General features: G+C 71.4%; 11 protein-coding genes and 2 tRNA genes. 4 read left to right on the forward strand and 9 right to left on the reverse strand.

The annotated features are described in order from the left end of the window. Nucleotides 1-3: 3 nt before the first annotated feature. Both hisN and EIZ62_RS10655 read left to right on the forward strand, forming a co-directional pair. Entirely contained in the window at nt 4-810 is an 807-nt protein-coding gene (gene hisN, locus EIZ62_RS10650) for a histidinol-phosphatase (protein WP_156692462.1), read from the forward strand. 130 nt (nt 811-940) lie between these two features. Next, nucleotides 941-1,345 (forward strand): CBS domain-containing protein, encoded by a 405-nt coding sequence (locus tag EIZ62_RS10655; RefSeq protein WP_156692463.1) that lies wholly within the window; start codon nt 941-943, stop codon nt 1,343-1,345. 106 nt (nt 1,346-1,451) lie between these two features. On the opposite strand, the gene EIZ62_RS10660 is transcribed toward EIZ62_RS10655, so the two are convergent. Further along, the gene (locus EIZ62_RS10660) at nt 1,452-2,903 is read right to left on the reverse strand and encodes a catalase (protein WP_156692464.1); all 1,452 of its coding nucleotides are present in this window, start codon (nt 2,901-2,903) and stop codon (nt 1,452-1,454) included. Nucleotides 2,904-3,056: 153 nt separating this feature from the next. On the opposite strand from EIZ62_RS10660, the gene EIZ62_RS10665 reads away from it, so the two are divergent. After that, a complete protein-coding gene (locus EIZ62_RS10665; RefSeq protein WP_156692465.1) occupies nt 3,057-3,473 on the forward strand; it encodes a Fur family transcriptional regulator in 417 nt (138 codons plus the stop codon). 151 nt (nt 3,474-3,624) lie between these two features. On the opposite strand, the gene EIZ62_RS10670 is transcribed toward EIZ62_RS10665, so the two are convergent. From EIZ62_RS10670 to EIZ62_RS10685, 4 genes are all read right to left on the reverse strand, one after another. Continuing rightward, a tRNA-Met gene (locus EIZ62_RS10670) sits at nt 3,625-3,698 on the reverse strand. A 76-nt stretch (nt 3,699-3,774) separates the two neighbouring features. Then, on the reverse strand, nt 3,775-5,661 hold the full coding sequence (locus tag EIZ62_RS10675) for a tetratricopeptide repeat protein (protein ID WP_156692466.1): 1,887 nt from the start codon (nt 5,659-5,661) through the stop codon (nt 3,775-3,777). A gap of 205 nt (nt 5,662-5,866) precedes the next feature. After that, nucleotides 5,867-5,940 (reverse strand) — tRNA-Met (locus EIZ62_RS10680). 78 nt (nt 5,941-6,018) lie between these two features. Then, nucleotides 6,019-8,949 (reverse strand): UPF0182 family membrane protein, encoded by a 2,931-nt coding sequence (locus tag EIZ62_RS10685; RefSeq protein WP_156696328.1) that lies wholly within the window; start codon nt 8,947-8,949, stop codon nt 6,019-6,021. Between the two features lie 138 nt (nt 8,950-9,087). On the opposite strand from EIZ62_RS10685, the gene EIZ62_RS10690 reads away from it, so the two are divergent. After that, complete coding sequence (locus tag EIZ62_RS10690) at nt 9,088-9,642, forward strand: PPA1309 family protein (RefSeq protein ID WP_156692467.1); 555 nt, start codon at nt 9,088-9,090, stop codon at nt 9,640-9,642. A gap of 406 nt (nt 9,643-10,048) precedes the next feature. On the opposite strand, the gene EIZ62_RS10695 is transcribed toward EIZ62_RS10690, so the two are convergent. The 4 genes from EIZ62_RS10695 to EIZ62_RS10705 all read right to left on the reverse strand — a co-directional run bounded on the left by EIZ62_RS10695 (nt 10,049) and on the right by EIZ62_RS10705 (nt 13,226). After that, nucleotides 10,049-11,140, reverse strand: coding sequence for a YlbL family protein (locus tag EIZ62_RS10695; protein ID WP_156692468.1), 1,092 nt, complete (start codon nt 11,138-11,140; stop codon nt 10,049-10,051). Nucleotides 11,141-11,227: 87 nt separating this feature from the next. After that, the gene (locus EIZ62_RS31945) at nt 11,228-11,398 is read right to left on the reverse strand and encodes a hypothetical protein (protein WP_167536366.1); all 171 of its coding nucleotides are present in this window, start codon (nt 11,396-11,398) and stop codon (nt 11,228-11,230) included. 126 nt (nt 11,399-11,524) lie between these two features. Beyond that, entirely contained in the window at nt 11,525-11,986 is a 462-nt protein-coding gene (locus EIZ62_RS10700) for a molybdenum cofactor biosynthesis protein MoaE (RefSeq protein ID WP_156692469.1), read from the reverse strand. Nucleotides 11,987-12,116: 130 nt separating this feature from the next. Beyond that, nucleotides 12,117-13,226: an SDR family oxidoreductase gene (locus tag EIZ62_RS10705; protein WP_156692470.1), complete on the reverse strand. Its 1,110-nt coding sequence runs from the start codon at nt 13,224-13,226 to the stop codon at nt 12,117-12,119. Between the last annotated feature and the right edge of the window lie 39 nt (nt 13,227-13,265).

Genomic DNA, 13,265 nt, shown 5'->3' on the forward strand with positions numbered 1-13,265 from the left:
CGCATGGCCGATTACCACGATGATCTGCGTCTTGCCCACGTCCTCGCGGACACCGCCGACGCCGCCACCATGGACCGGTTCCGGGCGCTGGACCTGAAGGTCGAGACCAAGCCGGACATGACCCCGGTGAGCGAGGCCGACAAGGCGGCCGAGGAGCTGATCCGCGGCAACCTCCAGCGGGCCCGGCCACGGGACGCGGTCCTCGGCGAGGAGTACGGCGTCGAGGGCACCGGCCCGCGCCGCTGGGTGATCGACCCGATCGACGGCACCAAGAACTACGTGCGCGGGGTCCCCGTGTGGGCGACGCTGATCGCGCTGATGGAGGCGGGTCCCGGCGGCTTCCAGCCGGTCGTGGGCGTGGTGTCGGCGCCGGCCCTGGGCCGCCGCTGGTGGGCCGCGAAGGGGCTGGGGGCGTACACGGGGCGCAGCCTGACGTCGGCGACGCGGATCCACGTGTCGAAGGTGGCGGAGCTGTCGGACGCCTCGTTCGCGTACTCCTCGCTGAGCGGCTGGGAGGAGCAGGGGCGGCTGGAGGGCTTCCTCGGCCTCACGCGCGCGTGCTGGCGGACGCGCGGCTACGGCGACTTCTGGCCGTACATGATGGTGGCGGAGGGTTCGGTGGACCTCTGCGCCGAGCCGGAGCTTTCGCTGTGGGACATGGCGGCGCCCGCGATCGTCGTCCAGGAGGCGGGCGGCATGTACACCGGCCTCGACGGGCGGCCGGGCCCGCACGGCGGCAACGCGGCGGCGTCAAACGGGCTGCTGCACGAGGAACTGCTCGGACACCTGAACGGCCGTCACCTCGCGTAGTGGCGCGTGCGCGCCAGGTGGTGCACACCCCTTGTTGAGGGCCTCGCGGGCTGCCACTCTGAGAGTCCCCCCGCTTGTGAACTTGTGAATCCTTTCTCATGGGGATTCACCAAGGAGGTGGCTTACGCCCATGCTCGTCCGTGACGCCATGAGCACGGTGGTCCTCACCATCGGCCCCGCACACACCCTCCGCCAGGCGGCCGCACTGATGGCGGCGCGCCGCGTCGGTGCGGCGGTCGTCCTCGACCACGACGGAAGCGGCCTCGGCATCCTCACCGAGCGCGACATCCTCGTCTCCGTGGGAGCCGGCCAGAACCCCGACCGGGAGACCGCCGGAGCGCACACCACCACCGACGTCGTCTTCGCGGCGCCGGGCTGGACCCTGGCGGAAGCCGCCCAGGCCATGGCCCACGGCGGCTTCCGGCACCTGATCGTGCTGGACGGCGACGGGCCGGTCGGCATCGTCTCCGTACGCGACATCATCCGCTGCTGGGCGCCGGTGCGGCTGCGCGAGGCCAGCCTGACCGCCGGGTAGCCGGCGCGCCGGACGGCCGACCGGGCCCCTGCGGCCGTACGGCGAGAGGGCCGGCCCCCGCGACGGGAGCCGGCCCTCTGCCTTACGACAAGCGATCCAGTGCTGTTCAGCCGCGCAGGGCCTGGACCGCGGCCTCCAGCCGCTTGCCGTAGTCCTCGTCCGCCTGGCGGAAGTTGTCGATCGCGCGCTGGGCGATGTCGTCGCGGGAGACCTTGGCGATGAAGCCCGACAGGTTGGCGATCAGGCGTTCCTTCTCCTCCTCCGTCATCAGGCGGTAGAGGTTGCCCGCCTGGACGAAGTCGTTGTCCTCGGCGTGGATGGGCGCCTCCTGGTCGCCGGTCACACCGGTGACGGGAACCGGCTGCCACAGCGGGCGACCGGTCTGGTTCGGCCCGCCGAAGCTGTTGGGCTCGTAGTTCTTGGCGTCCGCGTGGCGGCCGTCGTACAGGAAGCCGTCCCGGCTGTTCGTCCGCGCCTCGGTGGCGTGCGGGCGGTTCACCGGCAGGTGGTCGGCGTTGATGCCGACGCGGTAGCGGTGGGCGTCGCCGTACGCGAAGAGCCGGCCCTGGAGCATCTTGTCGGGCGAGGGGCCGATGCCGGGCACGAAGTGCGCCGGGGAGAAGATCGACTGCTCGACTTCGGCGAAGACGTTCCGCGGGTTGCGGTTCAGCTCCAGCTTGCCGATCTCGACGACCGGGTAGTCGGCGTGCGGCCACACCTTGGTGAGGTCGAACGGGTTGAAGCGGTACGTCGCGGCGTCGGCGGCGGGCATGATCTGCACGCCGACGGTCCAGGACGGGTACTCGCCGCGCTCGATGGCCTCGCGCAGGTCCCGCTGGTGGGAGTCGGGGTCCTCACCCGCGAGCCTGTTGGCCTCGTCCTGGGTGAGGCACTTGATGCCCTGGTCGGTCTTGAAGTGGTACTTGACCCAGAAGACCTCGCCGGCCTCGTTGTTCCACTGGAAGGTGTGGGAACCGAAGCCGTCCATGTGGCGATAGCTCGCCGGGATGCCGCGGTCGCCGAACAGCCAGGTCACCTGGTGCGTCGACTCGGGCGACAGGCTCCAGAAGTCCCAGACGTTGTCCGCCTCCGTGGAGCCGGTGTACGGGTCGCGCTTCTGGGTGTGGATGAAGTCGGGGAACTTGATGGCGTCCTTGATGAAGAACACCGGGGTGTTGTTGCCGACGAGGTCGTAGTTGCCCTCTTCGGTGTAGAACTTCAGCGCGAAGCCCCGCGGGTCGCGCACGGCGTCGGCGGCACCCAGGTTGCCCGCCACGGTCGAGAAGCGCAGAAACGTTTCCGTCTGCTTGCCGACCTCGGAGAGGAACGCCGCCCGGGTGTACGGGGTGACGTCGGCGGTCACCGTGAAGGTGCCGTACGCGCCGGCACCGCGCGCGTGGACCACGCGCTCCGGGATGCGCTCGCGGTTGAAGTGGGCGAGCTTCTCCAGCAGCAGCTGGTCCTGGACCAGAACCGGACCACCGACGCCCGCGGTCTCGCTGTTCTGGTTGTCGGCGACCGGCGCGCCGGCCTCCGTGGTGAGCGGTCCCTGCGTCACGTGCGCCTCCTGCGTGTGTCCTGCACTGTCCTGCGAGTCCTGTCCTGTGGCCAGAGCCGTTCCCGATCCTACAATGGACTTTGTCTAAGTCAAGCTCACATCCAAAGCCGAACCTGTTCGGACTTGTGCCTCGGCCCTGTTACGCTGGCTGGCATGAGTGACCTGTTGGAACGACTGCGCGGACGCGGCTGGCGCATGACCGCACAGCGGCGGGTCGTGGCCGAGGTCCTCGACGGGGACCACGTCCACCTGACCGCCGACGAGGTGCACGCCCGCGCGGTGGAGCGACTCCCCGAGATCTCGCGGGCGACGGTGTACAACACGCTGGGTGAGCTGGTGACGCTGGGCGAGGTCCTGGAGGTCTCCACGGACCGCCGCGCCAAGCGGTACGACCCGAACGCCCACCGCCCGCACCACCACCTGGTGTGCGCGCGGTGCGGCGCCATCCGGGACGTCCACCCCACGGGCAACCCCCTGGCGGACCTCCCCGACACCGAGCGCTTCGGCTTCTCGATCTCGGACGTCGAGGTCACCTACCGGGGCGTCTGCCCGAACTGCGCCTCCGCCTGAGCTTTCCTTCCGTACGACGTGACGGAGCCCCCGGGACGCACGCCACGGCGAGCGTCCCGGGGGCTTTTCCGTGGGCCTGTGCGTCCCTCTTAGGTGACTGACCGGAACGCCGAAGGCCCGGATCCTCAAGGATCCGGGCCTTCGGTTTCAGTAGCGGGGACAGGATTTGAACCTGCGACCTCTGGGTTATGAGCCCAGCGAGCTACCGAGCTGCTCCACCCCGCGTCGGTGAACACAACCTTACGGGACGGCGTGGACCTGCGCAAATCGATAAGCGGGCCCTCGGTTCCGGCACCCGGGGTCAGGCCGTCAGCTCCTGGTGCAGCGCCTCGCTGAGCCGGGCGGCCCGTTCGGCGACCTCCGCGGGGCCCAGCTCGACGGCGCGGGCGCACCAGCGGCGGCCCTCGGTCAGCTCGCCCCGGCGCGCGGCGAGCAGCGCCAGGCGCAGGGCGGCCCGGCCGTGCCCCGCGCGGGCGGCGCGGGTCCACCACAGGGACGCCTCGCGCTCGTTGCCGTCACGGGCGAGCAGCAGGCCCAGGTTGAAGGCGCCGTTGCGGCTGCCCGCGTCGGCGGCCTCCCGGTACCAGCGGGCCGCCTCCGCGGTGTCCCCGCGTGCGGCGGCCAGCATGCCGACGCGCACCTGCGCACGGCGGTGCCCCTGCTCGGCCGCCCGCTCGTACCACTCCTCGCACTCGCTCTTGGGCGCCTGCGGCTCGCCGAGCGCGGGCGGGCCGGCGGGGGCCTGCCGGGCGTCGAGCACGGTGGCGAGACGGAACGCGGCCTCGGCGCTGCCGCCGCCCGCCGCGCACCGCAGGTGGCGCTCGGCCTCCTGCTCGTCGCCGTCGCGGAGGCGGGCGATGCCGACCTGGAGCGCGGCCTCGGTGTGACCGGCCGCGGCGGCCCGCTCGTACCACCGCAGCGCCGACACGTCGTCGTCGCGACCCGCGTAGAGGATGCCCAGGTTGAACGCGGCGTCGACGCTGCCCGCCTCGGCGGCCTTGGAGAACCACGGCTCGGCGCCGTTCGGGTCGCCGCCCTGGAGGAGCAGGATGGCCAGCGCGTTGGCGGCTTCGCGGTGCCCCGCGTAGGCGGCGCGGCGGTACCACTGCTCGGCCTGGGCGACGCGGTTCTGCGCGGCGAAGAGCAGCCCGAGGTTGTACGCGCCGTTGACGTCACCCGCGTCGGTGGCCGCGCGGTACCAGCGCTCGGCCGTCTGGTGCTCGCCGCGGGCCGCGTGCAGGGCACCCAGCGCGTTGGCGGCGTTGCCGTCGCCGTCCTGGGCGGCACGCAGCCACCAGACGGCGGCGCTCTCCTCGTCGCCCGCGTCGCGGAGCAGGAAGCCGAGCGCGCAGGCGGCGCGGGACTCGCCGTCCTTCGCGGACGTCAGGTACCAGCGGCCGGCCTCCTTGAGCTCGCCGCGCCGTTCGAGGATGGCCCCGAGGTGCAGGGCGGCGCGGCGGTGGCCCCGGGCGGCCGCCTGCCGGTACCACTGCTCGGCGGTCTCCCCGCCCGTCACGGGAGCCGTGGCGGGCGCGGTCGCGGCAGTGACGGCGGCAGCGGTGTCGTCGGTGGCCTGCGCCTGTGCCGTGCGCTCCAGGGAGCGGGCGAGACGGTACGCGGCCTCGCGGTGCCCCTGCTCGGCGGCGGCGCGCAGCCACCGCTCGGCGCCGACGTCGCTGCGGTGCTCCAGCAGGTCGGCCAGGGCGTACGCGCCGAGGGCGTGGCCCTGCTCGGCGGACTGGCGCAGCCAGTACTCGGCGGCCGGCTCGTCGCCCCGCTCGCGGTAGTGGCGGCCCAGGGCGTGGGCGGCGGCGGCGGAGCCGGCCACGGCGGCGATGCGCCACCAGCCGGCGGCCTCGTCGGCGTAACCGCGCTGGTGGAGGAGGACACCCAGGTTGTTGGCGGCGGCCCGGTCGCCGTCGGCGGTGGCGGCGCGCAGGTGCGGCTCGGCGGCGTCGAGGTCACCGCGCCGCAGCAGCAGGGCTCCGAGGACGCTCATGGCGGCGGTGTCGCCGTTCTCGGCGGCGCGGCGGTGGCGCTCCTCGATCTCGACGGGGTCGCCGGTCTCCGCGCTGTCCATGGCGGTGGTCTCCATGGCAGCGCTCATCACATCTGCGGCGCTATCGGTGTGCCGCTGCACAAACCGCCCTGTCTCCAACAGAGTTGCCCTGTCCCCCATAATTCCCATCGTCGCACCACCTGCTACCCACGTACACCTGGTATACCGCAGCCAGTGAGGTCACTTCAGCGTTTTGTCGACATGCCCACAGGGAGACAAGTCAAACACGTCTCAGCTCAACTGCCCCCGTCAGGGCCGTTATTCACATGAGCCACGTGCGCCGCGCACACGACAAGGGCCCGGATCCTGGAAGGATCCGGGCCCTTGCTTTCAGTAGCGGGGACAGGATTTGAACCTGCGACCTCTGGGTTATGAGCCCAGCGAGCTACCGAGCTGCTCCACCCCGCGTCGTTGTGTCACCACCGTATCACGAGGTGGAGGGCCTCCCGCCCGCCCGCGAGGACGGGCAGGAGGCACCACCGGGGATCAGCCCGAAGCGGGCGTGTCCGCACCGGCCGCCGGCTTGTCGGCGTTCTTGCCGGCGTCCGACTTGCGCTGGGCGTCCGCCTCGGCGACCCGCCGCAGGGCCGCCGCCAGCTCGTCCTGCGCCTTGCCGTAGGCCGTCCAGTCGCCCTTCTTCATCGCGGCCTCGCTGTCCGCGAACGCCTTCTGCGCGTCCGCGATCGCCTGCTGCAGCGCGGCCTCACCGGTGACCGGCGGCTTGGTCGGGTCACTCGGCGGCGGGGTGGTGGGCGTCTCGCCGTCGACCCCGAAGACCGCGTTCAGCGCCTTGGCGAGGTTGTCCTCGAACACCGTGGTGTCCTTGGTCGTGTCACCTTCCGGCTGGTCCGCGTCGACGTACGACACCGCCACCTTCCGCAGCAGCGGATAGAGCGCGTTGCGGCCCTGCGCGTAGATCGGCTCCACGTACAGGAAACCGCCGTCCAGGGGCACCGTCAGCAGGTTGCCGTACTGGATGTCGGAGTCGGCGCCCTTGAGGTCGCGGACGAACTGGGCCACGGAGGGCAGGCTGTTGAGCTTGTTCTGGACCTGCGCCGGACCCGGCACGTCCGAGGTGACCCGCAACAGTCTGATCTTGCCGTAGTCCTTGCTGTTGGCGTCCGCGTCGACCGCCATGAAGGCGCCCAGGTTGGGCCGCCCGTTCGGGGTGAACGTCGTCGTCAGCGAGAACTGCTGCTGCGTCTCCCCGGGCATCTTCAGGCTCAGGTAGTACGGCGGGACCGCGTTGCCGTCCTTGTTCGTCGGGTCGTCCGGCACCTGCCAGGCGTCACTGCCGCTGTAGAACTGGGCGGCGTTCTGGACGTGGTACCGGGTCAGCAGCTCACGCTGGACCTTGAACATGTCCTGCGGGTAGCGCAGGTGCTCGCGCAGGTCGGCCTTGATGGCGCTCTTCGGCTCGACCGTGCCCGGGAAGGCCTTCATCCAGGTCTTGAGGACCGGGTCCTCGGTGTCCCACTGGTACAGCTTCACCGTGCCGTCGTACGCGTCGACGGTGGCCTTCACCGAGTTGCGGATGTAGTTGACCTGGTTCTGCTGGGCGACCACCGCGCGGGTCTGGTTGTTGGCCGTGAGGGAGTCCGTGGTGGTGTCCCCCAGCGTCGTACGGGACGCGTACGGGTAGCCGTTGGTCGTCGTGTAGGCGTCGACGATCCACTGGATCCGCCCGTCGATGACGGCCGGGTAGGCGTCGCCGTCGATCGTCAGCCAGGGCGCGACCGCCTCGACGCGCTGCTTGGGCGTGCGGTTGTACAGGATCCGCGAACCGTCGCCGATGGCGCCCGAGTACAGGATCTGGGGCTCGCTGAACGCCACGGCGTAGGCGGCCCGGTTGAAGGTGTTGGAGAGGTTGACCCCGCTCTTGCCCTTGTAGCTGGTGGTCTTCTCGCCGTTCTCCTCGTAGTCGAGCTCCTTCTGCGGCCCGCCGACGATCGAGTACTGCTCGGTCTTCTCGCCGTAGTAGATCCGCTGCTCGTACTTCGGGGTCTGGCCCGTGGTCGGCAGCCCGGACTCGGTGAAGATCGGGGAGCCGTTGGCGTCCGTCGCCGTACCCGTGGCCATGATCGCGCCGTAGCCGTGGGTGTAGGTGAAGTGGTCGTTGATCCAGTTCCGCTTCGGGATGCCCTTGATGTTGAGCTCACGAAGGCCGATGACCGTGTCCTTGCCCTGGTACCGGTCGACGTCGAGCGTGGTCGGGAACTGGTAGTACTTCCGCCGCTGCTCGAGCTGCTGGAAGGTCGGCGACACGATGTTGGGATCGACCAGCCGGTAGCTGGCGGCCGCGTCGGAGTCCGCCCGCAGCTTGTCCTTCGCCTTGACCGTGGACTTGCCGGAGTAGTTCTCCGCCTTCGTCCGGTCGATGTCGTAGGCCTTGCGCGTCGCGTCGATGTTCTTCTCGATGTACGGCGCTTCCTTGGCCTGCTCGTTCGGCTGGACCTGGAACTTCTGCACGATCGCCGGGTAGAGCCCGCCGATCAGGATCGCCGACAGGACCATGAGACCGAAGCCGATCACCGGGAGCTGCCAGGTGCGGCGCCACAGGGTGGCGAAGAACAGCACGGCGCAGATCGCGGCGATGCAGAACAGGATGGTCTTCGCCGGCAGGTAGGCGTTGGCGTCGACGTACCGCAGGCCCGTCCAGTTGCCCGTCGCCTTGAAGTCGCTGGACTTCACGGCCAGGCCGTACCGGTCGAGCCAGTACGCGACGGCCTTCAGCGTCACGAAGACGCCCAGCAGGACGGAGAGGTGCCCGGTCGCCGCGGCGGTCGCGCGGGCGCCGGGGCTGGTGATGCGCAGCCCGCCGTACAGGTAGTGCGTCAGGGCCGCGGCGATCAGCGACAGCACGGCCGCGGCGAAGCCGAAGCCCAGCAGGAACCGGTACCAGGGCAGGTCGAACGCGAAGAACGACACGTCCAGGCCGAACTGCGGGTCCTTCTGTCCGAAGGGCACGCCGTTGACCCACATCAGCCAGGTGCGCCACTGCCCGGAGGCGGAGGCGCCCGCGATCAGCCCGACCAGGGCCGTGATCGCCAGGAGCACCCACTTCTTGTACGGGGCCAGTCCCATCCGGTACCGGTCCAGGCTCTGCTGCTCCAGCGACATGGCGCTCAGCGGCGGGCGCAGCCGGTGCGCGAGCCAGATGTTCAGTCCGACCGCCAGCGCCATGAGCAGACCGAAGACGGCGAACAGGCCGATCTTGGTCCACAGGGTGGTGGTGAAGACGGACGAGTAGTTGACGGACCTGTACCACAGCCAGTCCGTCCAGAACCCGGCGAACATGACGAAGAGCATGGCCAGCACGGCCAGCACGCCCAGTGTCATGAGCAGGGTGCGGGCCCGCCGGGACGGCCGGCCGACTCTGATCCGTGGCCCGGTCGGGCCTCCGCCGCGGTCCGGCATCTGGAAAGCCAACGTGCGCCCCTCGAGTTCGCGGTCGTGTGGTGAAGCAGGCCCAGCGATGGTAGAGCCCACTCATGCAACTTACTGAGGCTTTACCTAGTTCCCGCCTCCGGGTCGAAAGGAGGCAGGATATTGACCATGTCCAACGTTTCTCCCTCAGGCCCCCCGATGGCCGCCGGCCCGCTGACCCGCGCGGTGCTCGAGATCGATGAGTACGCGTCCGGCCTCGGCTGGGACCAGCCGGCCCGGCTCTTCGCCCTCGTCGACACCGCGCGGCTGCGCTCCCAGGAGCCGGACCTGGCCGCCCAGCTCGGCCTCGACGGCGACGAGGCCGCCGCCCCGCTGACCCCGATCGAGCAGGACGAGATCCCCGCCGGCCAGCCCCTCGACGAGTTCCTCGGCACCATCGCCTGGCCCGACGCCGTGACCGGCTGCGCGATGACGGTGGAGCGGCTGATGCTCCCGCCGTCCGCCGAGGCCTCCGTCCCGGACGGTCTCGACGAGGCGGCCCTGGCGAAGTGGGTCGCCGCCCACCCGGACCGCCAGGAGGTCCGCATGACGGTCGCGGTCCTGCGCGACGGCGCCCGCGAGTCGGCGCTCAGGCTGCGCGAGAAGGACTCCCCCACGGAAGTCCTCACCGGCGCCGACCTCGTCCCCGGCCTCTCCGAAGCCCTCGCCGCGACCTTCGCCTGAGGGCGGAGGGGCGGGGCCTCCGGTTGCCGCTTCGGCCGGGCGCCCCTCCCGGGCGCCCCCGGCTGGCCCGCGCTGCCCTGACGGGCGACCCGCCGTGACCGGGGGCGTGGTCGTGGGCCTGACCGGGCCCTGGCCCGGGGCGCGGGCGTGGTCCTGGCCGGGCGGGGCAGGACCCGACCTGGGCGTAACCGGGCGGCCGCCTGGCACGGGCCTGGCCGGGCGGGGTCGTCCTGACCGGCTGGCTTCGCCGTGGAGCCGGCCGGCCCGCGCCTGACCGGCCGCGCGCGACCCGACGCTCCGGTGCGCGGCGTCACGGCCGCCCGACGTGGCGGACCGACGCTCCGGCGCCCACGGGCCCGTCACGGCCCCTGGGGCGGCCCCGGGCCGGTCGCCCGCGGTGCCGGGGTCAGCCGGCTGTCGAGCAGCTCGGGAGGCCGGTGGTGACGCCCTTGCGGACCTTCTCCAGGGACGCCACCGCGTCCTTGATCGTGTTCACCTTGATCAGCGTGAGTCCGTCAGGCGTGTCGGCAGCCGCCGAGGCGCAGTTGTCGGCGGGCGTCAGGAAGTACCTGGCGCCCGCGTTCCGGGCGCCGACCAGCTTCATGTCGATGCCGCCGATCGGGCCGACCTTGCCGGTCTCGTCGATCGTGCCGGTGCCGGCGACGAACTTACCGCCGGTGAGGTCGCCAGGGGTCAGCTTGTCGACGATGCCCAGCGAGAACATCAGGCCGGCGCTCGGGCCGCCCACGTCGGCGAGCTTGATGTCGACGGTGAACGGGAAGGTGTGGTCCGTCCCGGCCTGGATGCCGACGATCGCCCGGTCCCCCTCCTCGGACACCTTGGTCGCCAGCGTGACCCGCTCGGTCGTGGTGGGCTCCCGGCCCGCCTTCTCCGCGGCCGCCGCGTCCTTGGCGGGGACGATGGTGAAGACCACGTCCTCCTTGGGCTTGTGCTTGGTGACCAGCTTCGCCACGTCCTGCGGTGCCTTGACCGGCGTACCGTCCACGGCCTTGATCACGTCGCCCGCGTGCAGCGTGCCCTCGGCGGGGCTGTCCTTCTGGACGGAGGAGACGATCACCCGGGAGGCGACCGGGATGCCCAGCTGTCCGAGGGCGGCGACCTTCGCGCTCTCCTGGGACTGGCTGAACTCCTCGGCGTTCTCCTGGGTCGACTCCTCCTCGGTCTTGCCGTTCGGATAGAGCGTGTCGTGCGGCACCACCACGCTGTCGTGGGCCAGCCACCCGTAGACCGCTTCGACCAGGTTCATCCTGTAGTCCGCACCGGTGACCCTGACCGTCGTCATATTGAGATGCCCGGACGTGGGGTAGGTCTTGTGCCCGGAGATCTGGAGCACCGGCTCGCCGTCGGCATCGCCGAGCGTGTTGACCGTCGGCCCCGGGCTCATCTCCGAATACGGCACCGGAAAGAACACGCCTGCGCAGAGCAGCGCGATGAGGACGAGGGTGGAGGCGAGCATCGTCGCGGTGCGGCGTGGCATGGAACGACAGTACGGGACGCGCCTGTCCGTGCACCCTCGGGGCCGGTCCGTCCGGGGGGACTCCGGCGGGGCGTGGCGGGCGGAGGGTCAGGCCGTGCCGCTGCCCGAGTGGGACTTCTCCATGACCTCGCGGAAGCGGGCGTAACCGGCCAGCTCCGCCACGTCGCCGGTGGTCCGGTCGCGGGAGGCCCAGCCTCCCCATATCGCAGCGCCGATGGCAGCGAACAGCGGAATCAGCAACCAGATGAGAACTGCCATCGCGACCTCCCGTCCCCTGTTGAGCACACCCACGAACTGATCAGCAGATTAACCATCCACCGGTTCAACGCTCACGCCAGGGGTCGGGTTACGCAAATCGGACGTCTGCTCACCGTCCGGATCCGGTCAGCAGGCTCCCACCCACTCCTCGGTGCCGTCGGAGAAGCGCTGGTGCTTCCAGATCGGGACCTCGTGCTTGAGGTCGTCGATCAGCTTGCGGCACGCCTCGAACGCCTCCCCGCGGTGCGGGCACGACACGGCGACCACGACGGCCAGGTCCCCGACCGTCAGGTCGCCCACGCGGTGGACCGCCGCGAGCGCCCGCACCGGGTACTCGGCGACGACCTTCTCCGCGACGCGGCGCATCTCGGCCTCGACGGTGGGGTGGCTGGAGTACCCGAGCGCGTCGACGTCGGCACCGCCGTCGTGGTTGCGCACGGTGCCCACGAACAGGGCCGTCCCGCCGGCCGCGTCGTCGCCGACGGCCCGGAAGACCTCGTCGAGGGAGAGCGGGGTGTCGCGGACCGCCAGCAGCCGGATCGGGTCCGCCGCCGCGCGCTCGCCGGGGTGGTCGTACGTGGGTGCCATACGTCCCATCGTGCCGCACGGGACTGACATCGCGGAATAGCGTTTTCGACCGGCCCGGCCACGCGCGCGTTGGAGCCTCCTACAGGGCCGCCGGAGCCGCCGCGCACCACCACGTACACGGACCCGGCGCCTACAGACCGCGGCGCTTGCGGGCCCGGCGTACCAGGGCGGCGGTGCCCAGCAGGGCGACCGTCGCGCCCGCGGCGCCCGCCGCCGTGGCGTCCTTGCGGCCGAGGCGGCGGCCGGCGACCGTGTGGCGGCCCTCGACCTCCTCCAGGAGCGCGGCGAGGACCTCCTCGTTGGTCCACTGCGGCCGCCAGCCCGCGTCGTGCAGGCGCCCGACGCTGACCACCCACGGGTGCATCGTGTAGGCGAGGTCGCCCGCGGGCGACGGCGTGAGCCCGATGCGGTGCAGCCGCGCGGCCGCGCCCAGGGCGACGGCGGACGGCAGCTCCATGCGGCGGATTCCGCTCAGCTCCTCGACCTCCTCCTGGTCCAGCCAGCCGTCGCAGCCGACGGCGAACTCGCCCTCGACCTTCTCCAGCGCCGCGTACTCCAGCGCGCTGACCAGGTCCTCGACGTGGCAGAACTGCCAGGCCGGGCGCGATCCGGCGACCACCAGCAGCCGGGGCGACTCGAAGTACCGGGTCAGGGCCGTGTCCGTACCGCCCACCAGGACGGCGGGGCGCACGACCGTGACGTTCAGGCCGGGGTGCGCGCGGGGGGCGCGGCGGGCCAGGCGCTCGATCTCCAGCAGGTCACCCACACCGGTGGCCTCGGCGGTGGCCCGGAGCTCGGCGTCCTCGGAGAGCGGGATGTCGTTGTCGGGCAGCGCCCCGTAGACCATGGCGGAGGTGCACAGCACCACCCGGTGGACCCCGGCGGCCGCCGCGGCGGTCAGCACGGTCTGCGTACCGCGCACGTTGTACGCGGTACGGGCGGCGGCGTCGGTCTCCAGGTCGAGGTCGAGCGCCAGGTGCACGACGACGTCGGCGCCGCGCAGTTTCTCGGCGATGGCCGGGTCCCGCACGTCGAGGACGTGCCACTGCGCCTCTGAGAGGTCGCCGCGCCGCTCGTCGATGGCGACGACCTGCTTGACCTCCCCCGACGCGGCGAGGCGGCGGGCGAGCAGGTCTCCGACACCGGACGCGGCGCCGGTGACCGCGACGACGGGGCCGCGGCCGGCGGACTGGGTTGAGTGGTTTCGCGCTGCGCGAACCTGTGGATCTGGGGAACTCACCGGGCGTCTCCAGCGGTTGTCTTCAGTACGTACGTGTAT

It is taken from the genome of Streptomyces ficellus (assembly GCF_009739905.1).
Lineage (GTDB): Bacteria > Actinomycetota > Actinomycetes > Streptomycetales > Streptomycetaceae > Streptomyces > Streptomyces ficellus_A.

Bases quoted from the DNA above. Each gene is read 5' to 3' on its own strand.
- EIZ62_RS10655 (WP_156692463.1), top strand. From the start codon at position 941: ATGCTCGTCCGTGACGCCATGAGCACGGTGGTCCTCACCATCGGCCCC.
- EIZ62_RS10685 (WP_156696328.1), bottom strand. From the start codon at position 8,949: ATGCCGGACCGCGGCGGAGGCCCGACCGGGCCACGGATCAGAGTCGGC.
- EIZ62_RS10690 (WP_156692467.1), top strand. From the start codon at position 9,088: ATGTCCAACGTTTCTCCCTCAGGCCCCCCGATGGCCGCCGGCCCGCTG.
- hisN (WP_156692462.1), top strand. From the start codon at position 4: ATGGCCGATTACCACGATGATCTGCGTCTTGCCCACGTCCTCGCGGAC.
- EIZ62_RS10665 (WP_156692465.1), top strand. From the start codon at position 3,057: ATGAGTGACCTGTTGGAACGACTGCGCGGACGCGGCTGGCGCATGACC.
- EIZ62_RS10700 (WP_156692469.1), bottom strand. From the start codon at position 11,986: ATGGCACCCACGTACGACCACCCCGGCGAGCGCGCGGCGGCGGACCCG.
- EIZ62_RS31945 (WP_167536366.1), bottom strand. From the start codon at position 11,398: ATGGCAGTTCTCATCTGGTTGCTGATTCCGCTGTTCGCTGCCATCGGC.
- EIZ62_RS10695 (WP_156692468.1), bottom strand. From the start codon at position 11,140: ATGCCACGCCGCACCGCGACGATGCTCGCCTCCACCCTCGTCCTCATC.
- EIZ62_RS10675 (WP_156692466.1), bottom strand. From the start codon at position 5,661: ATGGGAATTATGGGGGACAGGGCAACTCTGTTGGAGACAGGGCGGTTT.